Raw genomic sequence first — 5,437 nt, forward strand, 5'->3', positions numbered from 1 at the left:
CGCGTGCGCCAGCTCAGCGCGTGCGCCAGCTCAGCGCGTGCGCCAGCTCAGCGCGTGCGCCAGCTCAGCGCGTGCGCCAGCTCAGCGCGTGCGCCTGCGGATCAGCAGGGCGATCCCGGCGAGGCCGACGGTGATGGTCAACATCACGCCGACGTTGAGCAGCAGCAGGCGTTGCAGGTCGCCGAGCGCCTCGTCGAGGTCCTTCGCCGGGTCCAGCGTGTCCTCCGGGAGGACACGCTCGCCGCCGCCCGCGCCGCCACTGACCGTGTCGAACTGCCGCTCCAGCGGCACACCGGCGGTGCGCAGGGTCTCGGACATGCTGAGCCGACCCAGGAACCAGCCGGCGCTGGTCTTCCGGCCGTCCGGCTGCTTCGCCGGCCGGAAGACGCGAGGGCCGCCGATCGCCTTGGGGTAGAGGTCGTAGGTCTGCTTCGGCGTCTCGCCGGCGAGCACCACGACGGTGTATTTCGGACCGAGGTTGGCTGCCTTCGGCCCGGTCGGCATGCCGGTGCGTGCGAGGAAGTTGACCTGGTCGATGACCGCGCCCACGAGGGCGGGCTCCTTCTCCGCGCGCAACCGCAGCGGTGCGGACAGCCCCGTGCCGGTGATGTCCACTCCGGCGGGTGCCGGCTTCGGCGCCGCCGAGGCCGAGCCCGCGGTGCCGAGCGACAGCAGTGCCACCGCCAGCGTGCCCGCCAACACGGCGGCCAACCGCCTCATGTGTCGGAGCATCCCGCCTCCTCGCCCCGTTCGATGGATGGCTTCGTGGTGACGTCTGGACCGATCTGCCGGTGCGGCATCGACCGGATGGTCGCGTCCACTCCTACAGACTCCGCAGAACGTCGATGAGTTGCAGCTTTTGGAACAGTAATTGGAACTATCTGCGATCTCTGCTCGACTAATGAGGAGCCGTTTGATCAGCGGGCGGATCGTACCCTTACGGAGGGGTTCATGGGGGGCAGGGTTACACGTACGGTGCGGGTCGTGCCAGTGGTGCTCGGCGTGGCGTTCGGTGTGTTGTTTTTGGTGCCGGCGACTCCGGCCGCCGCCCACAACCAGCTGACCGGCAGCAACCCGCGCGACGGCGCCCGCGTGGCGTCGGCACCCGCCCGGGTCGAGCTGCGGTTCCTCGCCAAGCCGTCGCCGACTACGACGAAGATCACAATAACCGGACCGGACAATGTGGTCGCTGGCGGGACTCCCGCCTTCGACGGCAGTCGGGTGCGGGTGCCGTTCAAGCCGGCCGCAGCCGGGCTCTACATCGTCGGCTACCAGCTCGCGTCGTCCGATGGGCACCCGGTGAAGGGCGAGGTGCGGTTCACCCTCACCACCGGCACCGCAGCCGACCCCACTGCCTCGCCGTCGGCCACCGCCGGAACCAACCCGGCGAGCTCGCCCTCGGCTGGCGCGTCGGCCATCGGCGTACCCTCCGCCGGCTCGCCGTCGGCGGCGCCCGGCAGCGCGACGGCCTCCCCGGTGCCGGCCGCCTCGGAGCAGTCCGACTCCGGCAGTCGCTGGTGGATCTGGGCTCTCGGCGGCCTGCTGCTGCTCGCCGCACTCGCGGCCGGCCTGTTCTTCCGCCGCCGCCGAGGCACCGCCTAGTCGATCATCTGATGCCCGGTAGGTCCCGAACCCGACCGGGCATCATGGCCCCCGGGGCCGAGCTGGCCCTGCTCCGCGATCTTGCACTTTCTGTCCCGACACAAGGGGCATCCCACCCATGTCGACAACCGAAACTGCAAGATCGACGCGCTGGAAGCGGGAGCGGCGCGCGGGAGGGGGAGCGGCGCGCGGGAGGGGGAGCGGCGGGGGCGGGGGCGGGGGCGGGGGGTTAGACCAGGCGTAGGCGGGCGGCGCGGATTCGGGTCAGGGTGCGCTCGCGGCCGAGCACCTCCAGCGACTCGAACAGCGGCAGACCCACTGTGCGACCGGTGACCGCGACCCGCACCGGCGCCTGCGTCTTGCCGAGCTTGAGGCCCCGCTCGGCGCCGACCGCCTCCAGCGTCGACTTCAACGACTCGGCGTCCCAGGACTCCAGCGCCTCGAACGCCGCGACGGCGTCGTCCAGCAGCTCGGCGGAACCGTCCTTCATCGTCTTGGTCCAGGCGGCCTCGTCGATCAGCGGTGAGGCCAGGAAGAGGAAGTCGACGTTCGGCACGATCTCGCTGAGCACCGCGATCCGCGTCTGGGCCAGCGGCGCCACGGCGGCGAACGCGTCGGCGTCGAACTCCTCCGGCTGCCACGGCGGCGGCGCGATGGTCCCGGTGCCGGTCAGCCACGGCTGGCAGGCGTCGATGAACTCGGTCACCGGCAGCGCGCGAATGTATTCGCCGTTGAACGCGCGCAGCTTCTTCTCGTCGAAGAACGCCGAGGAGAGGTTGACCTCGTCCAGCCGGAACTCGTCCTCGATGACCGACCAGGGAACGATCTCCCGGTCGCCGGAGGGAGCCCAGCCGAGCAGCATGAGGTAGTTGCGCATCGCGCCGGCCAGGTAACCCTCGTCGCGGTACGCCTCCAGGGCGACCTTGTCCCGGCGCTTGGAGAGCTTCTGCCGCTTCTCGTTGACCACCACCGGCACGTGTGCCCAGATCGGCGGCTTGACCCCGAGGGCTTCCCAGAGCAGCTGCTGCTTGGGGGTGTTGGGCAGGTGCTCCTCGGCCCGGATCACGTGGGTGATCCCCATCGTCATGTCGTCGACGACGTTGGCCAGCAGGAAGACCGGCGAGCCGTCACCGCGGGCGATGACGAAGTCCTCGATGAGCTTGTTCTCAAACGTGGGCTCACCGCGGATCAGGTCGACCACCACTGTCGCGCCCTCGTCGGGCGTACGGAAGCGCAGGGCGTGCCCGGGGCCGGGGCCGAGGCCACGGTCGCGGTGGTAGCCGTCGTAGCCCTGGTACTGCGAGCCGGTGCGGGCCTGCACGTCCTCGCGGGTGCAGTCGCAGTAGTAGGCGCGGCCCGACTCGTACAGGCGCGCGGCGGCGGCCCGGTGTTCCCCGGCGTTGGCCGACTGGAAGTACGGGCCCTCGTAGCTGCCCCGGGAGATCCCGATCCAGTCCAGCGCGGAGAGGATGCCCTCGGTCCACTCGGGCTTGTTGCGTGCCGCGTCGGTGTCCTCGATGCGCAGCACGAACACGCCGCCCTGCTGCTTGGCGTAGATCCAGTTCTGCAGCGCCGAGCGGGCGCCGCCGACGTGGAACATACCGGTCGGGGAAGGGGCGAAGCGCACACGTACTGTCACGTCCCCCAGCCTACGGCGGTCCGCGACTGCATTCCGCCACCGCCCCCCACGGCTCAGGGGACCGAGCGGATCTTGACGACCAGCGCGCTGCCGAGCAGGGTGACCACGGCGGTGACCGCGTAGAGCGTGGGATAGCCGCCCAGGTACACCACGAGCGGGGCGGAGAGTGCCGGGCCGAGCACCTGCGGCGCCGAGTTGGCGATGTTGATGACGCCCAGGTCCTTGGCCCGGTCGGTGGCCCGGGGCAGCACCTGGGTGATCAACGCGGCGTCCACCGAGAGGTAGACGCCGTAGCCGGCGCCGAGCAGCAGCGCCGCGACGATCGCCATCGGCCAGACCGGCGCGACCGCGAGCAGCAGCGCCGCCACCGCCATGATCAGCCCGGAGACGATCACGTAGATCTTGCGGCGGCCGGAACGGTCGGACAGCCGGCCGGCGACCACAGCTGTCAGCATCATCCCAAGCGTGTAGAGCAGGATCAGCACCAGCAGGCCACCCTCGGGATCGGGGTGGCGCACCCCGTCGCTGAGGAAGTACAGCAGGTAGAGGGTGCCCAGGGCGTTGCCCAACTGGACCAGGAACCGGGTGATCCAGGCCCAGGCGAAATCCGGGTGCCGTCGAGGGCTGATCCACATCGAGGCCAGCAGCGCCCGCGCCCGGATCGCCGGCCGATGGGTACGCGGCAGCGGTTCGTCGGGGGTGAGCAGCGCGAACGGCAGCGACAGCAGCAGGACGGCCACGGCGATGGCCAGGTAGCCGGCGGCGTTGCCGGTGACCACTGCGGTGACCAGCACCGCGCCGAGCACCAACCCGAGCGCCTGCGGGATGCCCACCCACCCGGAAACGCCGCCGCGCTGCCGCACCGGGACCCGGTCGGGGATGGCGGCGCTGAGGCTGGCCAGCATCGCGTTGAAGCAGACCTGCGCGGCGACCCAGCCGAGGGCGACGCCGAGGATGGTCCGTTGCTGGGCCAGCAGCACCAGGGCCGCCGCGCCGAGCACGGCCCCGCCCGCCGTCCAGACGTGCCGACGGCCGAACTCGCGGCCGGCGATGCGCAGGCAGGTCCGGTCGGAGAACGCGCCCGCCAAGGGGTTGGCCAGCACCGCGGCCAACGCGCCGAGGCCGGTGACCACGGCCAGCATGTTCTCCTTGTCGCCGGGCGCGATCTGCTCGATCTGCTGCGGCAGCAGCACCTGGATGGGCGTGAAGAACGCCATCCACACGCCGAGGTTGGCCGCGAAGATCAAGCCGATCCAGCTGCGCCTCACCGGCACCGTCGGCTCGGCGAGCGCCGCCGGCAGCGACGCCGGCGTCGGGTCGAGGGTGGTCACCGCGCCGACCCCGGCCGGCTGGCCGCGATCACGTCCCGCAACCAGGTGTACGACGACTTCGGCGTACGGGTCTGGGTGGGGTAGTCGACGTGCACCAGACCGAAGCGTTTGGTGAACCCCTCGGCCCACTCCCAGTTGTCCAGCAGCGACCAGACGAAGTACCCGCGGACGTCGACCCCGTCGTCGATGGCGGCCCGGACCGCCCGCAGGTGCCCGTCGAGGTACGCGATCCGTTCCGGGTCGGCCACCTGCCCGTCGGCGTCGGGCTCGTCGTCGTACGCGCAGCCGCTCTCGGTGATCTCGATGGGCGGCAGCGCGTCGCCGTAGGTGTGGCGGAGCCAGCCGAGCAGCTCGCGTAGCCCGTCGGGGTCCACCGGCCAGTCGAAGGCGGTACGCGGGTAGCCGTCCAGCGGCACGAGGTCGAACGGCAGGGGTGAACCCTCCTCGGCCGCCCGTACACCGGTGGGGTTGTAGTAGTTGACCCCGAGCACGTCGATCGGCGCGGCGATCGTGTCGAGGTCGCCGGGGTGGATGACGCTCGGGTCCAGGCCGGGCAGCTCCGGGTAGCCGCGGCCGAGCAGCGGGTCGGTGAAGAGCCGGTTGTGCAGCGCCTCGTACGCGGCCCCGGCGGCCCGGTCGGCGTCGCTGTCGCCGAGCACCCGCACCGGTGAGTAGTTGTTGGCGATCGCCACCGGGCTGGTGGTGTGGGTCCGCAGCGCGGCGACCGCGAGCCCGTGCCCGAGCAGTTGGTGGTGGGCGACCGGGAAGGCGTCGAACAGCAGCATTCGGCCGGGAGCGTGCACGCCCATGCCGTACCCCATGCTCATGTGGACGAACGGCTCTGGATCACCCTGAACGAGCCGTT

Annotated in this window: 5 protein-coding genes; 1 reads left to right on the top strand and 4 read right to left on the bottom strand. The window is 71.2% G+C overall.

Annotated elements, in window-relative coordinates:
• Nucleotides 1–81: 81 nt before the first annotated feature.
• Nucleotides 82–732, bottom strand: coding sequence for a hypothetical protein (locus tag ABZ749_RS02195; protein ID WP_357221913.1), 651 nt, complete (start codon nt 730–732; stop codon nt 82–84).
• 252 nt (nt 733–984) lie between these two features.
• Here ABZ749_RS02195 and ABZ749_RS02200 point away from each other — a divergent pair, with 252 nt between their 5' ends.
• The gene (locus ABZ749_RS02200) at nt 985–1,602 is read left to right on the top strand and encodes a copper resistance CopC family protein (protein WP_357221915.1); all 618 of its coding nucleotides are present in this window, start codon (nt 985–987) and stop codon (nt 1,600–1,602) included.
• A 229-nt stretch (nt 1,603–1,831) separates the two neighbouring features.
• On the opposite strand, the gene gltX is transcribed toward ABZ749_RS02200, so the two are convergent.
• From gltX to ABZ749_RS02215, 3 genes are all read right to left on the bottom strand, one after another.
• The gene (gene gltX, locus ABZ749_RS02205; RefSeq protein ID WP_357221917.1) at nt 1,832–3,241 is read right to left on the bottom strand and encodes a glutamate--tRNA ligase; all 1,410 of its coding nucleotides are present in this window, start codon (nt 3,239–3,241) and stop codon (nt 1,832–1,834) included.
• A 53-nt stretch (nt 3,242–3,294) separates the two neighbouring features.
• Nucleotides 3,295–4,572, bottom strand: a complete 1,278-nt coding sequence (locus tag ABZ749_RS02210) for an MFS transporter (protein WP_357221919.1) — start codon at nt 4,570–4,572, stop codon at nt 3,295–3,297.
• A partial coding sequence (locus ABZ749_RS02215; protein ID WP_357221921.1) for a family 1 glycosylhydrolase occupies nt 4,569–5,437 on the bottom strand: 869 nt, incomplete at its 5' end. The genes ABZ749_RS02215 and ABZ749_RS02210, both read right to left, overlap by 4 nt.

The sequence above is a fragment of the Micromonospora sp. NPDC047753 genome (genome assembly GCF_040642735.1).
Lineage (GTDB): Bacteria > Actinomycetota > Actinomycetes > Mycobacteriales > Micromonosporaceae > Micromonospora.

Excerpts from the sequence above, each read along its gene's own strand:
- ABZ749_RS02195 (WP_357221913.1), bottom strand. The coding sequence starts at position 732 with ATGCTCCGACACATGAGGCGGTTGGCCGCCGTGTTGGCGGGCACGCTG.